General features: G+C 73.0%; 19 protein-coding genes and 1 pseudogene. 5 read left to right on the top strand and 15 right to left on the bottom strand.

Annotation, left to right across the window (positions count from 1 at the left end; translation table 11 throughout):
- Positions 1 to 20: 20 nt before the first annotated feature.
- Together OG490_RS38485 and OG490_RS38490 are read left to right on the top strand one after the other, a co-directional pair.
- Positions 21 to 785, top strand: a complete 765-nt coding sequence (locus OG490_RS38485; protein WP_330301398.1) for a 2OG-Fe(II) oxygenase — start codon at positions 21 to 23, stop codon at positions 783 to 785.
- The gene (locus tag OG490_RS38490; protein ID WP_330301399.1) at positions 775 to 1,398 is read left to right on the top strand and encodes a hypothetical protein; all 624 of its coding nucleotides are present in this window, start codon (positions 775 to 777) and stop codon (positions 1,396 to 1,398) included. Before OG490_RS38485 ends, OG490_RS38490 begins: the two co-directional genes overlap by 11 nt.
- Here OG490_RS38490 and OG490_RS38495 read toward each other — a convergent pair.
- Together OG490_RS38495 and OG490_RS38500 are read right to left on the bottom strand one after the other, a co-directional pair.
- Positions 1,364 to 1,927: a TetR/AcrR family transcriptional regulator gene (locus OG490_RS38495; RefSeq protein ID WP_330301400.1), complete on the bottom strand. Its 564-nt coding sequence runs from the start codon at positions 1,925 to 1,927 to the stop codon at positions 1,364 to 1,366. The two genes, OG490_RS38490 and OG490_RS38495, sit on opposite strands and share 35 nt — an antisense overlap.
- A complete protein-coding gene (locus OG490_RS38500) occupies positions 1,920 to 2,753 on the bottom strand; it encodes an alpha/beta fold hydrolase (protein WP_330301401.1) in 834 nt (277 codons plus the stop codon). Before OG490_RS38500 ends, OG490_RS38495 begins: the two co-directional genes overlap by 8 nt.
- 396 nt (positions 2,754 to 3,149) lie before the next feature.
- On the opposite strand from OG490_RS38500, the gene OG490_RS38505 reads away from it, so the two are divergent.
- Together OG490_RS38505 and OG490_RS38510 are read left to right on the top strand one after the other, a co-directional pair.
- Entirely contained in the window at positions 3,150 to 3,707 is a 558-nt protein-coding gene (locus OG490_RS38505) for an LmbU family transcriptional regulator (RefSeq protein ID WP_330301402.1), read from the top strand.
- Between the two features lie 33 nt (positions 3,708 to 3,740).
- A complete protein-coding gene (locus OG490_RS38510; RefSeq protein ID WP_330301403.1) occupies positions 3,741 to 4,505 on the top strand; it encodes an IclR family transcriptional regulator in 765 nt (254 codons plus the stop codon).
- Here OG490_RS38510 and OG490_RS38515 read toward each other — a convergent pair.
- From OG490_RS38515 to OG490_RS38550, 8 genes are all read right to left on the bottom strand, one after another.
- Positions 4,481 to 5,245: an IclR family transcriptional regulator domain-containing protein gene (locus OG490_RS38515; RefSeq protein WP_330301404.1), complete on the bottom strand. Its 765-nt coding sequence runs from the start codon at positions 5,243 to 5,245 to the stop codon at positions 4,481 to 4,483. The two genes, OG490_RS38510 and OG490_RS38515, sit on opposite strands and share 25 nt — an antisense overlap.
- Before the next feature lie 82 nt (positions 5,246 to 5,327).
- Positions 5,328 to 6,596: an ATP-grasp domain-containing protein gene (locus OG490_RS38520; RefSeq protein ID WP_330301405.1), complete on the bottom strand. Its 1,269-nt coding sequence runs from the start codon at positions 6,594 to 6,596 to the stop codon at positions 5,328 to 5,330.
- 95 nt (positions 6,597 to 6,691) lie between these two features.
- Entirely contained in the window at positions 6,692 to 8,752 is a 2,061-nt protein-coding gene (locus OG490_RS38525) for a prolyl oligopeptidase family serine peptidase (protein ID WP_330301406.1), read from the bottom strand.
- Positions 8,749 to 10,587 carry an MFS transporter gene (locus tag OG490_RS38530; protein WP_330301407.1) on the bottom strand — a complete coding sequence of 613 codons (1,839 nt, stop codon included), beginning with the start codon at positions 10,585 to 10,587 and terminating at the stop codon, positions 8,749 to 8,751. Before OG490_RS38530 ends, OG490_RS38525 begins: the two co-directional genes overlap by 4 nt.
- A 47-nt stretch (positions 10,588 to 10,634) precedes the next feature.
- Positions 10,635 to 12,977 (bottom strand): tetratricopeptide repeat protein, encoded by a 2,343-nt coding sequence (locus tag OG490_RS38535; RefSeq protein ID WP_330301408.1) that lies wholly within the window; start codon positions 12,975 to 12,977, stop codon positions 10,635 to 10,637.
- Between the two features lie 485 nt (positions 12,978 to 13,462).
- Complete coding sequence (locus OG490_RS38540) at positions 13,463 to 14,293, bottom strand: ABC transporter permease (protein ID WP_330301409.1); 831 nt, start codon at positions 14,291 to 14,293, stop codon at positions 13,463 to 13,465.
- A complete protein-coding gene (locus tag OG490_RS38545) occupies positions 14,290 to 15,279 on the bottom strand; it encodes an ATP-binding cassette domain-containing protein (protein ID WP_330301410.1) in 990 nt (329 codons plus the stop codon). Before OG490_RS38545 ends, OG490_RS38540 begins: the two co-directional genes overlap by 4 nt.
- Entirely contained in the window at positions 15,276 to 16,145 is an 870-nt protein-coding gene (locus OG490_RS38550; protein ID WP_330301411.1) for a DUF4097 family beta strand repeat-containing protein, read from the bottom strand. Before OG490_RS38550 ends, OG490_RS38545 begins: the two co-directional genes overlap by 4 nt.
- A gap of 411 nt (positions 16,146 to 16,556) precedes the next feature.
- Between OG490_RS38550 and OG490_RS38555 the strand changes: the two are divergent.
- A pseudogene (locus tag OG490_RS38555) lies at positions 16,557 to 17,975 on the top strand (cation:proton antiporter); the annotation flags it as partial.
- A gap of 48 nt (positions 17,976 to 18,023) precedes the next feature.
- On the opposite strand, the gene OG490_RS38560 reads toward OG490_RS38555, so the two are convergent.
- From OG490_RS38560 to OG490_RS38580, 5 genes are all read right to left on the bottom strand, one after another.
- Complete coding sequence (locus OG490_RS38560; RefSeq protein ID WP_330301412.1) at positions 18,024 to 19,097, bottom strand: 3-oxoacyl-ACP synthase III family protein; 1,074 nt, start codon at positions 19,095 to 19,097, stop codon at positions 18,024 to 18,026.
- A complete protein-coding gene (locus OG490_RS38565; protein ID WP_330301413.1) occupies positions 19,094 to 19,780 on the bottom strand; it encodes an HAD family hydrolase in 687 nt (228 codons plus the stop codon). The genes OG490_RS38560 and OG490_RS38565 overlap by 4 nt, the downstream gene beginning before the upstream one ends.
- Complete coding sequence (locus tag OG490_RS38570) at positions 19,777 to 20,880, bottom strand: ScbA/BarX family gamma-butyrolactone biosynthesis protein (RefSeq protein ID WP_330301414.1); 1,104 nt, start codon at positions 20,878 to 20,880, stop codon at positions 19,777 to 19,779. Before OG490_RS38570 ends, OG490_RS38565 begins: the two co-directional genes overlap by 4 nt.
- A gap of 71 nt (positions 20,881 to 20,951) precedes the next feature.
- A complete protein-coding gene (locus OG490_RS38575) occupies positions 20,952 to 22,007 on the bottom strand; it encodes a ketoacyl-ACP synthase III family protein (protein WP_330301415.1) in 1,056 nt (351 codons plus the stop codon).
- Positions 22,004 to 23,284 (bottom strand): FAD-dependent oxidoreductase, encoded by a 1,281-nt coding sequence (locus OG490_RS38580; protein ID WP_330301416.1) that lies wholly within the window; start codon positions 23,282 to 23,284, stop codon positions 22,004 to 22,006. The genes OG490_RS38575 and OG490_RS38580 overlap by 4 nt, the downstream gene beginning before the upstream one ends.
- Positions 23,285 to 23,351 lie beyond the last annotated feature (67 nt).

Here is a 23,351-nt window from a genome sequence, read left to right on the forward strand (position 1 = left end):
CCGAGAACGAGAGACACCACATGACGACCACCCGAACGAAAACACCGGTACCGACACCGGCTTCGGCACCGGCGCCGTCGTGGGCGGGCGAACGGGCCGGGGCGGCCGACTGGGCCGCCCTCGCCGCCGAGCTCGACGCCTACGGGTGCGCGCCGACCCCGCAGCTGCTCACCCCGGCCGAATGCCAGGACCTGATCGCCCTGTACGAGGACGCCGGGCGGTTCCGCACCACCGTCGACATGGCCCGCCACCGTTTCGGATCGGGCGAGTACCGCTACTTCACCCACGAACTCCCGGAGCCGGTGGCCGCGTTGCGGGCAGCGCTCTACCCGCACCTGGTGGGCATCGCCCGCGACTGGGCCGAACGGCTCGGCAGGCCCGCGCCGTGGCCCGACTCGCTCGACGAGTGGCTGGAGATGTGCCACCGGGCCGGGCAGGACCGCTCGGCCCAGATCCTGCTGCGCTACGGGGCGGGCGACTGGAACGCCCTCCACCGGGACGTCTTCGGCGAGATGCTCTTCCCGATGCAGGTGGTCATCGGGCTCAACGCGTACGGCACGGACTACACGGGCGGGGAGTTCCTCCTCGTGGAACAGCGGCCGCGCGCGCAGTCGCGGGGCACCACGACCGCGCTGGCCCAGGGCCACGGGCTGGTGTTCACCACCCGGGACCGTCCGGTGCGCTCGAAGCGGGGCTGGTCCGCGGGGGCCGCGCGGCACGGGGTGAGCACGGTGCGCAGCGGCCGGCGCCATGCGCTGGGGCTGGTGTTCCACGATGCCGCGTAGGCCGTCCCTTCCGGACCTTCCCGGGTCCGCCGCGCGGGGGCACGAGGTGTCCCCGCTGCTCGGTGCGGCTCCGGCCGGGGGAACCGGGGAGTTCCCCGAGGCCCCGCCCGCGCACACGGCGGCGGAGCTCTCCGCACTGATCGGGCTCCTGACCGGGACCGGGCCGGGCGACGAGCTCGTGACGGTGGCCGTCGGGCACGGGCGCGACGATGCCTCGCGGGCCGCCGCGGCCGCCTTCGCCCAGGAGTGGCGGGCGCGGGGCGGTCAGATCCTCGCGACGGTGGACTGGCCCGAGACCGCCGCGTCCTGGCTCCGGCCGGCCCGCAGGCTGACCGCGCAGGGCCCGCAGGCCTGGGTGGTCACCGGGGCCCTGACGGGCTGGGCGCAGATGAGCCGGCGGCTGCGGCACAGCACGGACTGGGATCCGGCCCGTACCTTCGCGTTCGCCGCCCTGCACGACCCCCGCCTGCGGGAGCTGGCGGGAGCGGACGCCGTACGGGGACTGCGTGGCGCGACCGCCGAGGGCGGGACCTGGGAGTTCGGCGAAGGGGCGGACGAATGGTTCCGGCCTGCTCCGGTCAGTCCGCCGCGGGGCCGGCCCGCAGCCCCGTGACGAACATGCGGATCAGGAGGGCGTAGCTCTCGTCCAGGGCTTCGGGCAGGGCGAAGGCGCCCGTGGTCTCGAGGGAGACGAAGCCGTGGGTCGTGGCGCGCAGGCAGCGGGCGGCGTGGATGGCCGCCGAGTCCTGCAGTCCGTACGCGCGCAGCGCGGCGAGCATGATGGTGACGAGGCGTTCTCCGGCCTCGGCCGTCCGGGGTTCCGGGCTGTGGATCAGCGCGGCGTAGCGGTGCGGATGGCGTAGGGCGTAGCTGCGCCAGGCCGTCATGAAGGCGCGGATCGCGTCGTCGGCGGAGCGGCCGAGGACGGCATCACCGACCTCGTCGGCGATCTGGTGGAGGATCCGGGCCGAGAGGAGGTCGCGTAGCTCCGCGAGGTTGCGCACGTGCTTGTAGAGCGAGGGGGTGGCCACGCCCGCCCGGCCTGCGACCGCCGACAGGGTCAGGGCCGCGGGGGTCTCTTCGTCGACGATGCGCAGCGCCAGGTCGACCACCGCGTCCGCGGAGAGCGCGGCCCTAGGCACGGTCGCCGCCCAGGAAGGACAGGATGGCGGCGGTGGTCTCGGCGGGGAACTGCGCGTGGGCGTAGTGACCGGCGCCCTCGATCATTTCGACGCGGCCCAGCCCGGCCGGCAGCTCCGCCACGATGCCTTCGCCCTCGGCGCGGGGGTCGGCCCAGTCGCAGTCGAGGGTGCCTTCGAGGACCAGGACGGGGCACTTGACGTCGCCGAGGCGGGTGCCCGCGTCGGTGGGGGCGGACATGCCCATCTTGGCCACGACGGCCATCCGGCCGGGGCGGGCCAGGTCGGTGGCGAGGGCGGCGAGGTGGTCCGCGTATCCGGCGGGGCGGGCGCCGGGGTAGGCGTGGTCGAGGTAGCGCGTCCACAGTCCGCGGCTGCGCAGGATGCCGGTGCCCATGAGGAGGAGCATGCCCTTGCGGTAGCGGGCGTTGGACCCGAGGGCGCCGAACTCGATCTTCTGCGCCCGGGTGAACGGGCTGATCTCGACGATCGCGCCGACCAGCTCGGGCTCCTGGGCGGCCGCGATGGTGGCGGCGCCGCCGGCGAAGGAGTGGCCGACGATGACGGCGGGCCCGCCCAGGTGCCGGATCAGGGCGAGCAGGTCGCCCGCCACGTCGGTGCGGCTGTACGAGGCCCAGCCAGTGCTCGACTCGCCGTGCCCGCGCAGGTCGGTGGCGGCGACGCGGTATCCGGCGGCGACGAGGAGCGCGGCGCTCTCGCGGTAGGCCGCCCGGTTGTCGCCCATGCCGTGGGCGAGCACGATCAGCGGGCCTTCGCCCGTGACCTCGTACGCGATCCGTCCGTCTTCGATGCTCAGAAAGTCCGTCATGGCCCGTCCCCGGAAGCGATTGGCTGTTCGCCAGCCTTGCTGGCTAATCCCTGTTGCCTAAAAGCTAAACCCATTAGCCAACCGCGTCAACCCCTCCGTCGGCGCGTGCCGTCCGCGGCCGCCCGGACCGGAGGTTTCCGCCCGGCGGGGCGGGAGCCCGCGCACGCCCCGCCCCGCGGGGCAGTCCCCGGGCCTTCATTGCCCAGCTACCCCCGGTGCGCCATGCTTCGACGGCAGAACCCCAGGTCCGGGACCGTGAACCCGCTGGTGATGCGGAAAGGTCGTGAGGCAGTGCCCCGATCGGTCAGGCCCGCCCTTGCCCGACCACCGCGTGCCGCGGCACCCGCACGGTCCCACCCCGGGACGGGACCGCCCGGCAGCGTCCTCGTCACGCGTGTGGGACTGCGACTGCCCGAGATCCTGCCGTTCGCCCGGTGGGAGCGGGCGGGCAGGAAACTGGCGGACATCGTCGAGTCCTCGTCCTGGTGCCTGGGCGACTGGCTGGTCTACGGGTCGGACATGTACGCCGACCGCTATCGCCGGGCCGTCGAAGCGGCCGGGCTCGACTACCAGACGCTGCGCAACTACGCGTGGGTCGCCCGGCGTTTCGACATCGGGCGGCGGCGGGAGAGCCTGAGCTTCCAGCACCACGCCGAGGTCGCCGCGCTCGCGCCCGAGGAGCAGGACCGCTGGCTCGACCGCGCGCAGCGGGACGCCTGGTCGCGCAATCAGCTCAGGACGGCGGTACGCGCCGAACGCCAGGGCGGCGCCGACACGAAGACCGTGCTGCTGCCCAGGGTCAGCGTCGAAGCCGCGCTCGTGGCGCGCTGGCGGCAGGCGGCCGCGGAGACGGGCTCCAGCCTCGACGACTGGATCGTGGGCACGCTGGATCGGTGCGCCATGCAACTATTGGCGGACCGGCCGGACGAACGGCAGACCGCCGACGTCCGCTGAGCCCCTTCGGATGAACTGGAGATCCCCGCGGGAATGCAGGTGGTGGGCCGCGCGCTGCGCGTGCTGTCCCGACTGGCACAGAAGGAATCCGGCGCGACGCTGAGCGAGTTGGCGCGCGAGACGGACATTCCGGTGAGCAGCGCGCACCGGATCCTGCGCGCACTGCAGGCCGAAGCCCTGGTGACCAGGTCGCAGCGCAACCAGCGCTGGTTCCTGGGGCCCGCCGCCCGGTCCCTCGCCAACGAGCTCTCCCGGCGCCCGCTGCACGTCCCCCCGCAGGCGGCGACCGACCTTGCCCGCGCCTGCGGCGAACGGGTGCTGCTCTCGGAGCTGTTCGACGACCGCGTCATCTGCACCGCCGTCGCGACCCCGCAGCCGCACGACGACGGGAACCTCTTCGCCCAGGTCGGACAGTCCATGCCGCTGCACGCCTCCGCGTCCGCCCGGATCCTGCTGGCCTTCCAGCCGGCCGCCGAAGTCGGCGGCTGGCTGCGCCACCGGCCGCTGACCCGGTTCACCGCGGCCACCCCGCAGACGGTGGACGAGGTGGCGGCGCGGCTGGAGACGGCCCGCTCCCGCGGGTACGACGTGTCCGCCGGCGAACTCCAACAGGGCATCTGGGCGGTCGCCGTACCCCTGCGCACCTCCACGGGCCGGGTGTGCGCGGGGCTGACGATCGCGGCCCGGGCCGAGCACGCCGCCACGGCCGAGCAGCGCGCGGGGCTGCTCGGCCTGCTCCGCAGCGGCGCGCAGCAGATCTCCGCCGGACTGGGCTACGGCCCGGTCCCCTCCTCGTAGCCCAGCTCGGCGGAGACGGCCCGGGCGGTGCCCAGTACCGCTGCCCTGATCCGGCTCGCCCCCCGCCGCCGCAACCGCGACCGGTGGGTGACCACGGCCAGGGCGGCGATCACCCGACCCGCCCCGTTGCGTACGGGCGCCGCCATCTCCCAGGACTCCGCGGCGCATTCGCCGTAGGCGATCTCGAACCCGCGGCGCCGCACCACGCCCAGCCGCCGCGACAGGTCCTGCACGCTGTCGAACGCCCCCGCCCCGTCCGGCGCCGGATCCTGGTCGGCGAGCAGCCGGCCCACCTCGACCTCGGTCAGGTCCAGCAGGAGGGCCCGCGCCGCGGCGGCCGTCCTGAAGGGCACGACCTCCCGCGTCTGCACGTAGGCGGCGGACCAGTGCCGCGGCCCCCGGTCGAGGGCGAGGACGGCCCTGCGCGCCCGCATCTCGACCAGTACCGCCCGCTCGCCCAGCTCCTCCGCGAGCTCGGTCACCATCCGGACGCAGGCGCCGGACGCCAGGACGGCGGGCCGCAGCGCGCCGAGCCCCACCTCCAGCGCCGCGGGCCCCAGATAGCAGCGCGCCCCGGCCGCCTGCCGGCTGACGAACCCCTGGTGCTGGAGCTCGGCGAGCAGCCGGTGCAGGCTGGTCGCGGGCATGCGGAGCCGTTCGGAGAGCTGGGCCGCGGTCAGGCCCTCGGAGGACTCCGCGAGGGTCCTGATCACCAGGTGCGCCCGGGCCAGGACCTGCATCGGCTTCACCTCTTCCCCGGGGTGGCGGCCGTGTCGTCCCCGTCCCGCCGGCGGGACGGGGACGGCTCCGGGGCCGGGCCGGTCAGGCCGTGGGGACGATGTCGTAGAAACCGTCGCCGTCCAGGTAGTGCGCGGTCAGGATGTCGTGCAGCACGGTGCTCTGCGTCCCGTGCACCAGGTACACGCGCATGGGGTAGGTCCAGTCGTCCACCGAGCGGTGGATCCGCCCGCCCGGACTGACGTTCAGGGCCAGGCCGTGGAAGCTGTCGAGGCCTTGGAGGTGCTCCATGTTCGGATAGCTGCGCAGGGTGCCGTCCGCGGGCGAGATCATGTTGACCAGCCCGGCGTGGCGGACCAGTTCGTACGGGTCCTCCCAGCGTTCCAGGAAGCGGGCGGGGTCCACGTACGCGTCGGCGGTCCATTCCATCTGGCTCTCGCCGATCGCCGCCCGCACGGGGACGTGGAGGTCCGCGCCGCAGGCGCGGGCGGCCGTCTCGATCAGCCGCGGGCCCTGGGGCGTCAGCTTCACCTCGCTGTGCGCGGGTCCGTTGCGCACCCCCAGGGCGTCGAGGACCCGGCAGGTGTACTCGACCAGCGCGTCCTGGTCGGCTCCGCGGCGGGGCAGCAGCCGCGCGCTGGCCCCCAGGTCGCGGACCCCGTTGGCGCTGAGGTGCTGCATCCGCCAGAGGTCGGTGACGTGGTGCCTGCCGTCGAGGCTCACCGTGTTGACGATGTACTCGCCGCCGACGAGGTACTCCTGCGCGAGCACCTCCCGGTTGCGGGCGCCCAGGGCGCTGTCGGTGCCGAGCAGCGCCTCGAAGGCCGCCCGTACCTGGTCGGCGTCGTCGCAGAAGTGGATGCCGTCGTTGCCCGCGCTCCTGACGGGCTTCAGGACGACACGGCCGCCCGCCTTGGCGTACCAGTCGAGCAGGGTGTCCAGGTCGGTGGCCAGGATCTGCTCCACGGCGGGAACCCCGGCCGCCCGGACCGTTTCCAGCATGCGGTACTTGTCCCGGCGGGCCGGGCTCAGCTCCGTGCCGTTGGTCCGCAGCCCCAGGGCCTCGCTCAGGACGTCGGCCAGTTCCACGCCGCTCTCGATGCCCGGCAGCAGGCAGACGGGCGCGTACCGCGCGACGGCCTCGGCGGTGCGCGCGGCGTCGCCCCCGTGCACGATGTCGGCGAGGAAGTCCCCGGGCCGGAAGCTGCGTTCGTACACGGGATTCGCGGTGGCGGCGCTCCTGACGTGCAGGCAGTCGAAGCCCCTCTCCCGGAACACCGGTGCGAGACTCCGGGCGCTGGAGTAGGCGTCGACGATCGCGACGACGGGGCGGGCGGCGGGCTGTTCACTCATGCGGACCTCATGCCTTGCTGTGCGGCGGTGTGGCGGGGGGTCGGTGTGGTGTGGGGACATCGGTACGTCGGTACGTGTGTGCGTCGGTGCGTCGGTCAGTGCAGGGGCAGGCCCGTCTGCCAGGCGAGGAACGCCAGGGTGTCGGCGGCCAACGCGGCGGCCCTGCTCACCGACCGGCCCTTGTGTCCGGCCTCGGTCTCGCTGCGCAGCAGGATCGGCGCGCGGCCGCCGGTGGCGTACTGGAGCGCCGCGCACATCTTGCGGGCGTGCATCGGATCGACCCGGGCGTCGTTCCCGGACACGGTGAACAGCACGGCCGGATACTCCACCGCCTCCCGTACGTGGTGGTAGGGCGAGTACCCCAGGAGCCAGCCGAGCTCCTCGGGCTCGTCCGCCGACCCGTACTCGGCGGACCACAGGCGCCCCATGCCGAAGCCCTCGTACCGGACCATGTCCAGCAGCGGCGCCTCGCACACCACCGCCCGGTAGAGATCGGGCCGCTGGGTCAGCGCGGCGCCCACGAGCAGGCCCCCGTTGGAGCCTCCGTGGATGCCCAGGCGGTCCGCGGTGGTCCAGCCGCCGTCGATCAGGGCCCGGGCCGCGCAGTGGAAGTCGTCGAAGACCTGCTGCTTGTGCTCCCGCATCCCGGCCCGGTGCCACTCCTCGCCCTCCTCGCCGCCGCCGCGCAGGTTGGCCACGACGTAGACGCCGCCCGCCTCGACCCAGGCGAGCACCGACGGGTCGTACTCGGGGACCAGCGAGGAGCCGAAGCCCCCGTAGCCGAAGAGGACCGTGGGGCGCGGGCCGGTGCGGCCGAGGGGCTCGACGACCAGCATCCGTACGGTCGTCCCGTCGCTGGAGCGGTAGCCGACCTGGGAGCTCTTCACCTTCGGGACCGGCACCGTCCCCGGGGCGGCCGCCCAGACCTCGGTGGTCCCGTGGCGGGCGTCGTAGCGCAGGACCGAGGCCGGCGAGGTGCTGTCGGTGTACGAGAACCAGGCCTCGTGGCCGCCCTCCGGCCGTTCGAAGAGGCCGCCGAGCGAGCCGATGCCCGGGGTCGGCACGGAGCCGAGCCGTTCGCCGGTCTCCAGGTCGTGCACCGTCACCTCGTTGACGGCGTGCCGGGTCCAGCCGGCCAGGAGCCGCGGCCGGTCCAGTCCGGGGCCGTCCAGGATGGCGAAGTCGCTCAGCACCGCCTCGGGGTCCTCCGGCAGCAGGTCGCGCCAGGCCCCGTAGGAGAGGTCGCCGGGAGAGGCCACGCACAGACGGGAGCGCGGCGCGCCCCGGTCCGTGAAGAGGTACGCCCGGCCGTCGCGCCACATGTACAGGCCGGTGTCGGCGTCGACCCCGACCTGGACCGGCTGGAACAGCGGAGCCTCGGGGGTGCCCGCCTCCAGGTCGCCGAGCCAGAGGTCGCTGCGGTTCTCGGTGCCCCGGGACGCGCCGAGGCTCAGCCAGCGCCCGTCGCCGCTGACGAGGATCCCGAAGTCGGTGGTGTCGGGGAGCCCTTCGCCGAAGACCACGACGTCCTCCAGCTCCGGGTCGGTGCCGACCCGGTGCAGGTAGACCCGGCGGCCCGGAGCGGATCCGGGCAGCAGGCGGACGTAGTAGTAGGCGCGGCCGCCCGGGAGCCAGGCGATGGCCGATTGCCGGGCGCGCGGGATCGGGCCCTCCAGCAGCGCGCCGGTCCCGACGTCGAGCACGTGGAGGTGGGACTCCTCGCTGCCGCCCCGGGAGGTCTTGTAGGCGAGCCGGCACCCTTCCGGGTCCGGATGCCAGGAGTCGAGGGTGGTGGCGCCGGAGGGATCCAGGCGCATCGGATCGAGGAGGACGCGCTCCTCGCCGGAGGGCTCCACCGTGAGCAGGACGGCACGCTCCTCGCCGGGCATGCGGCGGGTGAAGAACTGCCGCCGCCCGCGCCATACGGGAGCGCCCACGCTGCCGGTCCCGAGCAGTTCGGTGATGCGCTCCCGCAGGCCCGCGCGGCCGGGCAGCCCCTCCAGGACCCGGTCGCACAGCTCGCGCTGCGCGGCCGTCCAGCGCCGGGTCTCCTCGCTGCGCGGGTCCTCCAGCCACCGGTAGGGGTCCTCGACCACGTGGCCGTGCAGCTTCTCCTGAAGGGGTTCGCGGGGTGCGGGCGGGTACGAGAACGTCATCGCTCGCCCTCCCGGAAGCCGGCCGGGACCGCCGGGCCGGACGGGGGGACGTCCAGGGCGTGGAACGCGCCGCCGAAGAAGACGAGGGGGCCCTCCCCGGGATCCTCCGACGCGGTGAACGCCCGTACGAGGGCCAGCACGATCGTGTGGTCCCCGGCGGGCAGGAGCGTCTGCACCCGGCATTCGAGCCAGGCCGTGCCCGCCTCCAGCAGCGGGGCCCCGGTCTCCTTCCCGGGCCGCCACGGGTGCCCTTCGAACTGCTCCTCGCCCAGCGGGCGGTCCCCCCGGGCGAAGTGCGCGGCGGTCTCCCGCTGCCCGGCCCCGAGGACGGTGACGCCGAGCGGGGCCCCTTCCGTGACCAGCGAAGCCAGGTGCGAGGTGTGCTCGACGCAGACCATCACCAGCGGCGGGTCGAGGGAGACGGTGACGAAGGAGTTCACCGTGGTGGCGTGCGGGACGCCGGAGTCGACCCCGACGGTGGACGCGACGGCGACACCGGTGGCGAAGGCCCGCCCGGCCCGCCGCACCAGCAGCGCCTCCGCGTCCGCGTCCGCGTCGGGACCCCCGGCCTGCTCCGCTCTCCCGGCCTCCGCTCCGGCCGGCTCCGGCGCGGTGACCCCGTGCCGGCGCGCGGCGACCTGGCCGACCCAGGCGGACACCAGGGCCGCGGCCGCGGCGATGAACAGCAGCACGGTGAACGAGCCGCGCATCGAGCCGAAGCTGGTGATCCCCATGAACAGCAGGATGCTGAGGGTCACGCCGGCGAAGGTTCCCAGCGTGAAGAGGCCGGACACCCGGCCGGCCACCGCCACCGGCTCGTTCTGCAGGATCCGGGACTGGAAGACGACCGCGAACACCTGGCCCGCCAGCAGCATGGTCGAGCTGGCGAGGACCGCCACCCAGGCGGTCGTCACGAAGGTCATGCCGAGCAGGGACACCGCCACGGCCACTGCGGCGAGCACGCCCGGGCGCAGTCCGCGCTGCTTGCCCATCCGGGCCGCGAGGGTGGCGCCGAGCACCGCCCCGGCGCCGTTGGCCAGGTTGATGACGCTCAGCCACATGGCGCCGCCGCCCAGGAAGCCCCGGGCGACGACGTTCGGATAGACGTTGATGAGCCCGGCGCCGGCGTTCAGCGCGAAGACGCTGACCAGCAGCCACTTGCTGCCCGGGGTCAGCCGCAGCTTTCCGGAGCCGGCCGCGGCGCCCGCCTGACCGCCGCCCGTCGGCGTGGGAGCGGGGGCCGGGGCGGGCATCAGCCGGATCAGCAGCAGCCCGGAGACGACGAAGCTGACGATGTCCAGCGAGATCAGCACGGGCAGGTTGCTGACCTGGAGCATCAGGGGCGCGGCCGCGGTGCCCAGGATGAACATCGACCAGTCGACCTTCGACACCGCCGCCAGCGCCGACGGCATCCCGTCCGTGGGCAGCACCCGCCGCAGGTAGGCCGTCTGCGAAGCGGTGAAGAACGGGGTCAGCAGGGACAGGAACCCCATCACCCCGATGGTCGCCGCGGAGGTGAAGCCGATGCCGCCCCAGACGGCCGCGAGCAGCACCGCGAGCACCACGGCGCGCAGCGCGTCCAGGCCGATCAGCATCCGCCGGGTCTCGTAGCGGTCGGCCAGCGGTGCCAGCAGGCGCGAGCCGAACAGGATCGGCAGGTACACCAGCACGATCGCCGTGGTGAGCAGCGCCGTCGAGCCGTGGCTCTGGTTGTAGGCGTAGTAGACGACTCCCGTGCGGAACAGCCAGTTGCCGAACTGGCTCACCGCGTACGCCGACAACAGCGACCGGAGGGAACGGCGCTCGGCTGCGGCGAGGCGCTCAGTGGGTGGCACTCGGTGCTCCTGCTCCTTGTGAATGCTCGGCGTACGAGTGGCTCGGCTCAGCTGCGGGCCTTGGCCAGCCGGGTGCGCAGTTCGTCCAGCTCCGCCGGGTCGGATCCGCGTTCGGCGGCGAGCCCGATGTCCGTCTGCGCCCCGTCCAGGTCGGCCAGTTCGAGCCGGAGCACCGCGCGGTTGTAAACGTAGTCCGGGTCGGCGGACAGCCGTACCGCGTTGTCGAGGCAGGCCAGGGACTCCTGGAGGTGCCCGCTCCCGTACAGGACGTGCGCCAGGTTGTTCCAGGCCTCGGTCAGCTTCGGATCGCGGGCCACCGCGGTGCGCAGGCTCTCCTCCGCCTCCTGCTCGCGCCCCAGTTCGGAGAGGGCCAGGCCCCGGTTGCTCCACGCCTGCGCGTTCTTCGGGTCGTGGTAGACGGCGGCGTCCAGGCTGACCAGTGCCTCGGCCGCCCGGCCCTGCTTGAGCCGCAGGGCTCCGAGGCCCAGGTGGGCCCGCGCCTCGGAGGGCTTGAGTTCCACCACGCGCAGGAAGTCCTGCTCCGCGGCGGCCCGGTCCCCGGTCTGGAGGTGGAGGCGGGCGCGGTTGAGGTGGGCCTCGTAGTAGGGCGGGCAGAGGGCGATGGCCCGCTCGTAGCATTCCAGCGCCTCGTCGAACTGCCCCGTGCGCTGGAGCATGTTGGCCAGGTCGTTGGCGTATTCCCCGTAGTTCGGGTCCAGGGCCATGGTCCGCCGGTAGATCTCGTGGGCCTTCGGGAAGTCCTTGACCATTTCGTAGATCTGCGCCGTGTTGTAGACGAGGATCGACTGGTGGAGGGCGTACTTCTCGTCGCCGTAGATCTTCTGCATCCGGTCCATTCCCTCGGTGCAGAGCCGCAGGGCCTCGTCCAGGTTCCCCTGCCGGGCCCGGATGTAGGCGAGGGCGTTCTCGGCGAATACCTTGATGTACTCGAATTTGGGGTGGTCCTGGAACTCGGTGGCGAGCTTCTCCAGATTGAGCAGCGCGAAGCGTTCGGCGGTGACCAGGTCCGGCGGCGACTGGTAGCGGCCGTGCGCCATGCTCTGCGAATACAGGACCGTCGGCGTGTAAAGGCTCTGCGGGAAGTGCTCGTAGAAGGTGTCCAGATAGGGAATGGACACGTGCGCCAGCCCGAGCGAGTACAGCACGAAGGACATCCGCAGGTACACCAGGTTGTGCGTCTGCCCGCCGCCGGGGAGGGTGCGCAGCTGCGGATCGGCCCAGAACCGGGAGAACAGGTCGAACCAGGTGTCGTAGAGCCCGATCTCCTGGAGGGAGATCGACAGCGGCGCGAGGGCCACCATCCGGTCCGAGGCGTCCCGCAGGGCGAGGTGGTGGACCGGGTGGAGGACCTCCTCGGGCGTACCGGCGAGGCCGTCGAGCACCCCGCGGTGGCTGCGTTCGCGGATGCCCGCGTCGTACGTCTCGTAGTTGCGCACCGCGACCGGGTCGTCGTCCGCGCAGTGGCCCCGTACGTACTGCTCCAGGAGGTCGTACCGGGGGCGCTCGCCGAGGAGGCTCAGGTAGAGGTCCAGGTGGGTCTCGAAGGTCAGGTAGTCCGGCAGCGCCACCTTCGCGTCGGCGGCGCGCAGCAGCGCCGAGAGGCGGGCCGGCCTGCCCTGGGCGAGCCGCCACAGGCTGTCGAGCTGCTTGGCCGCGGGGACCGCGAATCCCCAGCTCTCGATCAGCTGCCGGGACTCGGGCCTGGTCAGCGGTGGCACGGCGACCCGGGCGCCGTGTTCGGCGAGGGCGATGTCCGGTTCGCCGTTGACCAGGAGCACGATCGTCAGCCGGCGGCACAGGCCGCGGCGGCGGGCGACGATGTCGAGGAACTGCATCACCGTGGGCGACAGGCGCTCGGCGTTGTCGATGACCAGGGTGTGGGGCGGGCGGCCGGGTGAGGCGAGGAAGGCTTCGAGGAACTCGTACACGCCGTTGAGCAGTTTGCTCTGGTACTCGTGGAAGTAGAACCGGGTCCGCTCGTCCCGGCCGGCGACCCCGGTGAGGTCCTTCGGCACCCGGAAGGCGGGGGACTCCAGGTGCGGGAAGATCCGCTTGAGGGACTGCTCGGCGGCGCTCACCAGCTCCGGGGCGTCCGCCTCCGCGAGGGTGACGGCCCGGTCCACGAGCGGCTGCAGGCCCGCGAGGTAGCCGTGGGCCAGCTTGTCGCCGTCCCCTTCGATGACGGGGCCCTGCCGGCCGCTGCTCCCGGAGTCGAGCCAGGCGCGCACGGTGTCCGCCTTGCCGCCGCCGTCCGGTGAGGTGACGAGCAGGAAGACGGGGGCGTCCGGGTCACCGGAATCCAGCCGCCTGCTCGCATGGTCGAGCTCCGCGAAGAGGGCGGGGCGCACGCGCGGATAAAGAACGGTCATGCCGGATTCTCCCGTGTCGCATTTCGCAAGGTGTCTCACCGAAGGGGAATGGGGGGCCCGGCAGAACGGGCCCCCCATCGAGTTCGCCTTAGCCGGCGACGTACGACGTGGTGGTGCGCACGGTGTCCTGCTTCTCAGAGACCTTGACCTTCATTTTCGTCACCCCTTTTCGTGGGAAAGGAAGACCTGCGTCCTTGATTTCGAACATCAGCAGCATGGTGTGGCCCGCTCGTTGACGTCAAGGAAGGACGGATCCCGCGGACCCGGTGCGGAGGGGCCGTCCGGCGCGTGCGCGATTCTGTCGCAGGTCCCGCTCCGGTCAAGGAGGATTTCCGGCCAAAGGCGGTGCGTAATGTACCGAAAAACGGCCCGGCCCCGTATACGAATTACGGGAGCGCATCGGTTCCGGACAAATGGCCGGGGTCCGACCCCGGCCATTTGGTGCGCCGTACGTCGGACCCCGGGGGTCTGCTGTCCTCACCCGCCTACCGCTTCGCTTCCCGCTTGAAGGAGGCGCGGGCCCACAGGTAGCCGAGGAGGCTGAGGCCGGTCACCCATGCGAGGGCGATGGCACCGCTGTTGCCGATCTCCGTACCCAGCAGCAGTCCGCGCAGGGTGTCGATGACGGGGGTGAAGGGCTGGTATTCGGCGAACCAGCGCAGGCCGGCCGGCATCGACTCCGGCGGGACGATGGCGCTGCCGAGGAAGGGCAGCAGCGTCAGGGGCATCGGGGCGTTGCTCGCCGCCTCCACGCTGCTGGAGCCGAGCCCCATGGCGGCCGAGAGCCAGCTGAGGGCGAAGCCGAGGAAGGTCAGCAGACCGAGGGCCGCGAGCCATTCGACCGGGGTGGCGTCGGGGCGGAAGCCCACGGCGAAGGCGACTCCCAGGACCAGGACCAGCCCGACCAGGGTCTGTACGACGTTGCCGAGGACGTGCCCGGTGAGGACGGAGGACCGCGAGATCGACATGGTCCGGAAGCGGTTGATGATGCCTTCGGTCATATCGCTGCACACCGAGATGGCGGTGGCGATCGCACTGGAGGTCACGGCCATCAGCAGGATGCCGGGGACGACGAAGTTGGTGTACGAGGCCCGGTCGCCGACTCCGCCGCCGGGGAGCGCGATGCCGGCGCCGAGCGCACCGCCGAACACGTACACGAAGAGCAGGAGCATCACGATCGGCATCGCGACGAGCGTGATCGTCATGGACGGGTAGCGCCGGGCGCGCTTGAGGCTGCGGCGCAGCATCGTCATGGAGTCGCGCAGTGCGTACGTGGTCCTCGCGCCGGTGTGGGCGCTGGGGGTCGTGGTGGTCATCGCCGGGGCTCCTTCGGGGTGCCGGTGAGTGCGAGGAAGACGTCGTCCAGGTCGGGGGTGTGCACGGTCAGCTCCTCGGCCTCGATGCCGGCGCCTTCGAGCAGGTCGAGGACGGAGCGCAGGGCGGGGATGCTGCCGTCGCTGGGGATGTCCAGCGTGAGGTTCTCTTCGTCGCGGGTCAGCGCGGGGAGGTTCAGGTGGCGGACGGTCGCGTCCAGGCTCTCCTGGTCGCCGAAGCGCAGCCGGATGTGGCCTCCGGGGATCAGGCGCTTGAGCTCCTCCGCGGTGCCCTCGGCGACGATCCTGCCCTTGTCGAGGACCGCGATCCGGTCGGCGAGCTGGTCGGCTTCTTCCAGGTACTGCGTGGTGAGGAAGATGGTGACGCCCTGGGCGGTGAGCTCGCGGATGAGCTGCCACATCACGCGGCGGCTGCGCGGGTCGAGGCCGGTGGTCGGTTCGTCGAGGAAGATCAGGCTCGGGCTGCCGACGAGGGTCATCGCCAGGTCGAGCTTGCGGCGCATGCCGCCGGAGAAGGTGGAGGCGAGCTTCTTGGCCTCCGCGGTCAGCTCGAACTGGCTCAGCAGCTCGGCGGTGCGGCGGCGGCCTTCGGCGCGGTCGAGGTGGTGCAGGTCCGCCATCAGGAACATGTTCTCCTCGGCGGTCAGCAGGCCGTCGACGGCGGCGAACTGGCCGGTGACCCCGATGCGGGCACGGATGGCGTCCGGGTCGCGGTCGAGGCTCCGGCCGGCCACGTAGGTCTCGCCGGAGCCGGAGTCGGCGCCGATGAGCGTGGAGAGGATCTCGACGGTGGTGGTCTTGCCGGCTCCGTTGGGGCCGAGGAGCGCGAAGATCGTGCCCGGCCGGACGGTGAGGTCGATCCCGGCGAGGACGGTCTTGTCCCCGTAGGACTTGCGCAGGCCGACGGCGGTGATCCCCTGGGGCGGGGCGTCCTGGACGCGGGTGGGTGTCGTGGTGGCGGCGCTCATCGGGCCTCTCCGTCCGTGGTGGTGTGCGGGGCGCGCTGGATGCGGATGTCACCGAAGCCGGTGCGGGCGTGGACCGTGACCCTCTCGGCGCCCTCGGCGGGGGCCTTGGTGGCCCCGAGGTCGCTGCTGACCCGGCCGGACTTGGAGTTGACGTCGAGCCAGGCGGCCGAGCCGAGGCGGATGCCGACCTCGACGTGTCCGGTGCTGGTCTCGAACTCGGCGGCGCCGCGGGCCAGTTCCTCCACGCGGATGTTGCCGTTGGCGGTCTTGGCCACGACGGAGGCGTGCGCCCGGCCGATGGTGATGTTGCCGTTGGCCGACTTCACCCGCAGCTCGCCGGCCACGTCCTCGACCCAGGTGGTGCCGTTGGAGTTCTTGAGCACCGCGTTGCCGCCGACCTTGCGGATCCGTACGTCTCCCGAGGAGGTGCTGACGTCGGCGTCGCCGGTGGCGCGGTCGAGGGTGACGTCCCCGTACGAGGTCTTCAGCTGGGCCGTACGGGCCTGCTCGACCCGCAGGGTGCCGGCGCTGGTGAGGACGTCGCACTCGTCGAGGGGGCCGGTGGCGTTGAGGTTGCCGACCTTGATGATGCCGGTCAGCCGGGATCCGCTGGGCACCGAGACCTCCAGGAAGACCGAACCCTTGGGGCCGAAGAGGCCGCGCGCCTTGGGGGTGCGGACGGTCAGGCGGCCGTCGGCGTACTCGACCTTCGTTTCCTTGGCGGCGCGGAGGTCGTCCTTGTTGTCCGGGGCGCTCGGGCGGACCTCGACGACGGTGTCGACGCGGTCGGTCGCGGTGATCCGGGTGTCGCCGACCTCGACGTGCAGGGTGGCGGTGATGGGCTTGGCGGTGTCGAAAGTAGGCATGGCTGTCTCGTCCTCTTGGCTCTGCGGGCCGGGTGAAGGTGTTGGTTCGGCGAAGTCGAAGGTCTGACCGAGGTCTGACGGGGGTCTGGCTGAGGTCCGTGACTGAAGCATGACACAGCGATGGCGCCATGTCGAGCCGATGTGGCACCACTTTTGGAGCCATGAGCCGATCTAACCGAAACTTGCAGGTCAGAGCCGGTGCCAAGCTGGCGTCACACCAGCCCCACCGGGCGATCCACACGGGAGGCCGGGCCAGTAGGTGGCACCACGGGGTGCCATCCGGCGCCATTCGGTGCCATGCGGTGCCACATGACGTCACTGGGGCGCCGCCTCGGCTCCGCGCCGCGCCGCCCCGGATCCAGGCACCCGGGATCCGCCCCGGACCCCGCGCCCCGAACCCGGCGGGGCAGGATGTGCCCGAGATCCGTGGTGCCACTGGAGGCCCGACTCGGAGGAGGCGCTGTGCGCGGGCGGCGGTTGTGGGGGGCTCTCGCCCTCTCCGTGGGGGTGCCCGGGGTGCTGATCGCCGGTGTCTGGGCCTACGTGGCGGACGCGCCCGGCGGGGGCCCGAAGGGACCCGGCGGCGGCTGGCTCCGGCTCGACGGCACGGGGCACTTCTTCCTCGCCGCCTGCGTCGTCCTCGGGGCGGCCTTCCTCGGCGGCCGGATCGCCCGGCGGGCCGGGCAGCCGCCCGTGGTCGGGGAGATCTGCGCGGGGCTGGCGCTCGGGCCCTCGCTGCTCGGGCACTTCGCACCCGCCGTCACGGCCTGGCTGTTCCCCGCCCCCGCGCTGCGGCTGCTCGACGGGCTCGCCCAACTCGGCCTGGTGCTCTTCATGTTCGGGGTCGGACAGGAGCTGGCCGGTCAGAAGCCGTCCGGCCAGGAGTTCCGCGGAGCCGCCGCGCGGGCCGTCCTCGTCAGCCAGGCCTCGATGCTCGTACCGTTCGCCCTCGGCGCGGTGGCGGCCACCGGGCTGCTCGGCTTCGCCGGGCCCCGCGCCGATCCCCTGTCCTTCGCGCTGTTCCTGGGCTGCGCGCTGAGCATCACGGCCCTCCCGGTGCTCGCCCGCATCCTCGCCGACCTGGATCTCACCCGGACCGAGCCGGGGCGGCTCAGCCTGTTCGCGGCGGCGGTGGGCGACGCCGGGAGCTGGCTGGTGCTCACCTGGATCCTGGCGGGCGGGACGCCGTTCGCGGTGGTGGGCGCGGCCGCCGCGGCCCTGGTCCTCCTCGGCCCGGTGCGCGGGGCGCTGCGGCGGTGGGCGGCGGGCCGCGACCGCGAGCAGTCGGCCGCCGCGACGACCGTCCTGCTGGTGGTCGCGGTCACGGGTGCGTCGGCGCTGACCGCCGCCCTGGGCATCCACCAGCTGATCGGCGCGCTGCTGGTGGGACTGGTCTGGCCCACCGGAATCAAGGGCGAGGGCGCGGACAAGGGCAACGGCGAGCCCGAGGAGGGGAGCAGGGCCGGGGCCGGGGCCGGGGGCAAGGACGTCACCCACCTCACCACCGCGGCCCGGTCGGTCCTGCTGCCGTTCTTCTTCTTCGGCTTCGGCCTGACCGTGGACCTGACGGGCCTGCGCTGGGACGCCCGTACGGCTCTGGCGCTGGCCGGTCTGCTCTCCCTCGCGGTGCTCGGCAAGCTCCTCGGCCCCGGGCTGGTCGCCCGCCTGACCGGCATGGCCTGGAAGCCCGCCGTCACACTCGGCGTGCTCCTCAACGCCCGGGGCCTGACCGAGCTGGTGGTCGTGCAGATCGGCTACCAGGCGGGCATCATCGACCGCCGGATGCTCGGCATCCTGACGCTGGTGGCCCTGATCACCACCGCCATGACCACTCCCCTGCTCCGGCTCCTCGGGCTGCTCCGGCCGCCGGGGCCCGTCCTAGGACTGCCGGACGGCGGCCGCTCCGGCCAGCAGCCGGGGAGCGGCGGCGCAGGCGGTGGGGGCCCAGCTGAGGAGGCTGGAGCCGACCGACATGCCGCCGCCGAATCCGGACAGGAGGACCACGTCGTCCTCGGCGAGCAGGCCCTTGCGGTGGATCTCGTCGAGGGTGACGGCGATGGACGCCGAGCCCGTGTTCCCGTAGCGGCTGATCTCCAGGTGGAGGACGGCGTTGTCGAGGCCGAGCTCCGGCCAGACCTCGCCGATCATGACGGCGTTGGCCTGGTGCGGGACGAAGTGGTCGACTGAGCGGCCCGGCAGTCCGGCCCTGGCCAGGAGTTCCGCGATCGCGCCGGGCAGGTTCTCCTGGACGAAGGAGCGCACCCCGCGCCCGTCCATCCGGAAGTGGTGTCCGCCCTCCTCCAGGGTTCGCGCGGAGGCCGGAAGGCGGCTGCCGCCCGCCGGGACCCCGATCATCCCGTGCTGGTCGCCCCGGGTGAGCAGGCTGGTGCCGAGCACTCCGTGGCCCGCGGCCGAGGGGCCGAGCACCGCGGCGCCCGCGCCGTCCCCGAAGAGGATCGCCGTCTTGCGGTCGGTGTGGTCCAGGATGCGCGAGTAGACGTCCGCGCCGATCACCAGCCCGTAGGCGTCTCCCGGTTCGGCGCGCAGCAGCCGCTCGGTGACGGTCAGGGCGTAGACGAAGCCGCTGCACACGGAGTTCACGTCGAAGGCGGCGGCGTTCACGGCTCCGAGCAGGTGCTGCACGATCGCCGCGGTGGCCGGCTGGGGCTGGTCGGGGGTGGAGGTCGCGACCACGATGTACGAGAGGTCGCGCGGCCGGATGCCCGCCTGCTCCAGGGCCCGGCGCCCGGCGTGGGCGGCGAGGTCGGAGGTGGCCTCGTGCGGGGCGGCCCGGCGGCGCTCGCGGATGCCCGTCTTGCGCACGATCCACTCGTCCGTGACTCCCGCGAGCCGTGCCACCTCCTCGTTTCCGATGATCCGCTCCGGCAGGTAGGACCCCGTGGCGAGCACGGCCACCGGACTGGCGGGGAGGTCTTCAGGGACGTCTCTCACGCTCGTATCTCCTCGCGTAGGGGTGCTTCGATGCCCGGGATCTGCTCCCAGTGCGCCAGCAGGGCGTGGGCCGAGAGGACCGGGTCCTCGCCGACGACCACCGGGTGGCCGACGGAGCCGAGCAGGTCGAGGTCGCTGGCGTGGTCCCCGTACGCCGTGCAGCGCGCGCGGTCCAGGCCTCGTACGGCGGCCACGGCGCGGGCGGTGGCGCCCTTCGCGGCGCCGATCATCGGGGTGACCACCTCGCCGGTCAGGGCCCCGCGCCGGATCACGGGCCGGGTCCCGAAGGCCCAGTTCGCGCCGAGGTGTTCGGCGATCGGGTCCAGGCAGGCGAAGAAGGAGCCCGACACCAGGACGGTGAAGTCGCCGCGCTCCAGGTGCCGCGCGAAGCGGGCGGTGGGGCCGGGCAGGAAGGGTGCGTCCTCCAGCTCCGATCCGAACCAGGCCCGGCCGGACTCGGCGAGGGCTGCCGCGCTCTCCCCCGCGAAGAGCCGGTAGTAGCGGCGGTTGACCTCGGCGCGCGCGGTCCCCTCGGCGGCGGCGCGGTGCAGCTCGCCCGTCAGACGGGCGTAGGTGTCGGGGGCTTCTCCGCGGCGGTCCAGGTGGAAGGCGAGGAAGCGGAACATGCTCTTGAACCCGACGAGGGTCTCGTCGACGTCGAAGAAGGCGGCGGAAGCGCTCATCGGGCGGCCCGCACCCGGGTCAGCGAGAGGGAGAGCACGCACAGGCTCTCGCCGTCCTGGGTGGCTTCGACGCGCACCGGCACCAGATCGGCGTCCGGCCCGGCCGCCCCGCCGGACTCGCCCAGGTCGCCGAAGTCCACGAGGCCGCCCGCGGTGTAGTAGGAGTCGCGGTCGGGGCCGTCCTCGCGCCGGTCGCCGACGACCGCGGTCAGCACGGCCGGGCTGTCGAGCTCGCCGAACCGGGTGAACGTGACCGTGAGTTCGGTCGGGTAGACCCGGGAGGGGGACATCCCGCGGACCTCCAGGGCCCCGTAGAGGGCGAGCTGGCGGGCGGCTTCCGCGATGACCATGCCGGGGAGGTGGTCCTGCGGGTGGTCGAACATGCTGGGGTGGGTGCTGGGCGTGCGTATCTGGGCCGTCAGCGTGCTGCCGTCCGCCTCGATGCCGCTGAGGACCACGTTGTCGGCGTTGACCCGGCCGACGCGGTACGGCTGCGCCGGCGCTCCGTGCACACCGCCGGGGCGGGGGCGGTCGGCGGAGGAGGGCAGCGGGCGCTGGTCGCGGTTGCGCAGCCGCAACTGCAGGTAGGAGTCCGGGGACTTGAAGCGCAGCCCGATGCCGGCCCGGCCGATGCTGACCTCGCCGACGCGCAGGTCGACCTCGTAGTCGAGGCCGTTGGTGCGGCCCTCGCGGACGTAGTGGTTGCTGGTGGTGACGTGCAGGGTCAGCTGGCACGGCGCGGTGCCCACCGTGACCCGGTCCGGGTGGGTGAGGCGCACCCGGAGGTGGGTCAGGATGAACTTGTCCTGTCTGGGGACCCCGAAGTAGGCGTGCGCGCCGGCCAGGGCCGCCTGCCGGCAGGCCTCCAGCAGCAGCACCGGGTCGTACACGTCGGGGCCGAGCAGGTGGTCGCCGTAGTAGGCGTGGGAGCGGGGCAGCTGGGCCGCCGCGGCGTACGAGGTCTCGTCCAGGGGCTGGAGGTCGGTGAGGAAGACCTCGCCGAGCGCGTCCCGGTGGACCAGGGTCCGGTCGACGGTGCGGGTGTAGCTGAGCTCGGGTACGGCGAATTCCAGTTCGAGCGGCGCGGGTGCGGTGTTCACGTACGGAACCTGCTTTCTCGGTTGGTCTTCGGTGTTCGGTGTTCGGTGTTCGGTCCGTGCTTCGGGAGCCGTCAGCCCCGCTCCAGGAGGACTCCGGTCCAGGTGAAACCGGCTCCGGCGCCCAGGAGCAGGACCCGGTCGCCGGTGGCGAAGGTCTCGGTGCGCTCCAGGTGGTCGAGGCCGGCGATCTGGTCGCCGGAGCCGAGGTGGCCGACGGTGGCGCCGAATTCCCACAGCGAGATCGCGCTGCCGCCGGGGAATTCCGGGAAGTAGTTCTCTTCGAGCAGGGGCAGGCCCAGGTTGGGGTAGACGACCCGGCGCAGCTTGAAGTCGTCCCCGTCCGGCAGCAGGGCCCGGCGGATCTCGCGCACAGCGCTGCGGGTGGCGTCGCGCAGGCTGTCTCCGCCGTGGGCGGCCAGGTAGCGCTTCTTCGCGGCCCGCACGTCGTGCTCGGCGGCGATCAGCTCGGAGGTTTCCGGGGCCGGGGCGTCGAGCCGGTGCAGTCCTTCGAGGGCGGGGTCGCTGACGCTGTGGGTGGCCAGCACCCGCCAGGCGGGAGCCTCGGTGGCGGAGCCGGCGGCGGGGTCGGCCGGGTCGATCGCGGTCAGGACCATGGCCGCCGCACCGTCCCCGTAGACGATGCCGTAGTCGGCGGTGAACCGGTCGAAGCCGGACTCGGCGAACCGGTCGGTGGCCACGACCAGCGCGGTGCGCCGCCCCTGCGCACCGAGGAGCCCCGTGACCAGGTCCAGTACGAGCAGCTGCGCGTTGCAGCCCTGGTTGACGGTGAAGGGCAGTGCGCGGGTGGCGCCCAGCCGGGACTGGAGCCAGGAGGCCGGGGACCACAGGCGCTGGTGGCCGTGGCGGTGGATCGAGGTGACCGCGATCAGGTCGACGTCCTGCGCCTTGACCCCGGCCGCGGCCAGTGCCCGCTCGGCGGCGACGAGGGCCATGTCCCCCGGGTAGAGGGATTCCTCGGCGGCGATGGTGCGGTAGCCGGTGGCGCGGATGCGATCGGCGTCGGAGTCGTCGTGGCGGGCCGCCTCGGCGTCCAGGTCCAGCCGCCGCTCGGGGAGGTAGCTGCCGGTGCCCGCGATGCCGAGGCGGGGGGTGCGGTCCGTGCTCATGCCGCCTCCTTCTCGGAGTGGGTGGGTAGGGGCGCGGCCGCGAGCGGGAGCTGGCTCCACGTCTGCGCGTATCCCGCCAGGGACTGCGCTACGGAGCTGCGCGCCTCGGGCGTCTCGGCCCGGCGCATCACGTCGAGGAGCCCGAGGACGCCGGTGCTGCGGGCGACTTCGGCCGCCGCGGCGCGGCGCTCGGCGGCGTACTCCTCCAGCAGGGCCGCGTCGCCGCCGTCGAGGAGGGCGGCGAACCGCCAGGCCAGCGCCCGGGCGTCGGCGAAGCCGGTGTTCATCGCCTGGCCGCCGGCCGGGGAGTTGAGGTGGGCGGCGTCTCCGGCGAGGACGGTGCGGCCCTCGGTGAAGCGCTCCGCGAGCCGTTCGTGGACCTGGTAGTGCGCGATCCGGTCGATCCGATCGAAGGCGAGGACCTCGCCGAAGCCGAGGGTTTCGACGCTCCGGCGGAACTCCTCCGCGCCGAGCTCGCTGTCCCGCTCCAGGGACTCGGCGGAGACCGGTCCCGCGATCCGCACCGTGCCGTGGGGCAGCGGGAGCAGGGAGACCGCTCCGGCCGGGCCGATGTACATGGCGGAGGCGTCCGGATCGGCCGGAACGCGGGGTGCGCCCTCGGCCAGCAGATAGCTCATGGGGTAGGTGACACCGGGGAAGTCGATGCCGAGGGCGGTGCGGACGGCGCTGCTCGCGCCGTCGGCCGCCACCAGGTAGCGGGCGTTCAGGGTGGTCGAGGTGGTCGTGGTGGAGTCCGGGTCCGCGTACTGGAGCTCGACGGCGACCCCATGCTGGGCCTCGCGGTGGGAGACGTAGCTCAGGCCCCGCAGGAGTCGGCCGCCGAGGGCGGTGAACCGCTGGGCGAGGAGCTCTTCCACCTCGGGCTGCGGCACGTTCAGGTAGTAGGGGAACCGGGTGTCGAGGCCGCTGAAGTCGATGCTGAACACGGCCCCGTGGCCGGTGTGGAAGTCGATGCGGCGCTGCCGTACGCCCCGCTCCTCCAGGGCGGTGCGCAGGCCCAGGCCCTCCAGGATCTCCAGCCCGGCCGCGTGCACCATGACCGCCCGGGTGCGGGGGTCGATCGTCTCGCGCTGTTCGACGAGGGTGCACTCGACACCGAGGTCCCGCAGGAGGCAGCCCAGCATCAGTCCGGTCGGGCCGGCCCCGATGACCAGGACGGCGGTGGTGGTGTCGGCGTCCGGGTCGATCCGGGTCGCGGTGGACGGGGCGGACGCGGTGGGCGGGGCGGGCGGAGCGGGCGGTGTGGCGCGGTTCATCGTGGGTCGCTTCCTCTCCGTACGGGCGGGACTGCTGTCGCCGGGGACCGGCGCAGGGGGACACGGG

It is taken from the genome of Streptomyces sp. NBC_00503 (genome assembly GCF_036346895.1).
Classification (GTDB): Bacteria; Actinomycetota; Actinomycetes; order Streptomycetales; family Streptomycetaceae; genus Streptomyces.